Source organism: Halomonas sp. SIMBA_159 (assembly GCF_046536035.1).
GTDB lineage: Bacteria > Pseudomonadota > Gammaproteobacteria > Pseudomonadales > Halomonadaceae > Vreelandella > Vreelandella venusta_A.
The window spans coordinates 1-259 of sequence record NZ_JAWJBT010000914.1 but is presented as its reverse complement, the minus strand read 5'-3'; the positions used below and the strand labels follow the sequence as shown (position 1 = coordinate 259).

At 62.9% G+C, this 259-nt stretch carries 1 pseudogene; it reads left to right on the top strand.

The features are described 5' to 3' along the window. Positions 1 to 259 (top strand): annotated as a pseudogene (locus R0J87_RS21920) (ABC transporter substrate-binding protein); the annotation flags it as partial.

Below are 259 nucleotides of genomic sequence, written 5' to 3'. Positions count from 1 at the left end.
ACGTCGACCAGGTGGCCGGCATCGTCGGCGCGCTATGTTCCGGCGCCGCGATCGCCGCAGCGAACTCGGTGGCTATTCCGGCCGATGTGGTGATGATCTCGCCCTCGGCGACGTCGCCGGAAATCACCAATCTGGACGACAACGACACCTTCTTCCGCGTCGCCCCGTCGGACGCCTATCAGGGCCAGGTCCTGGCCGATTATGTGTTGGACAATGGCTTTGACCGGGTGGCGCTGACCTACATCAACAACGATTACGG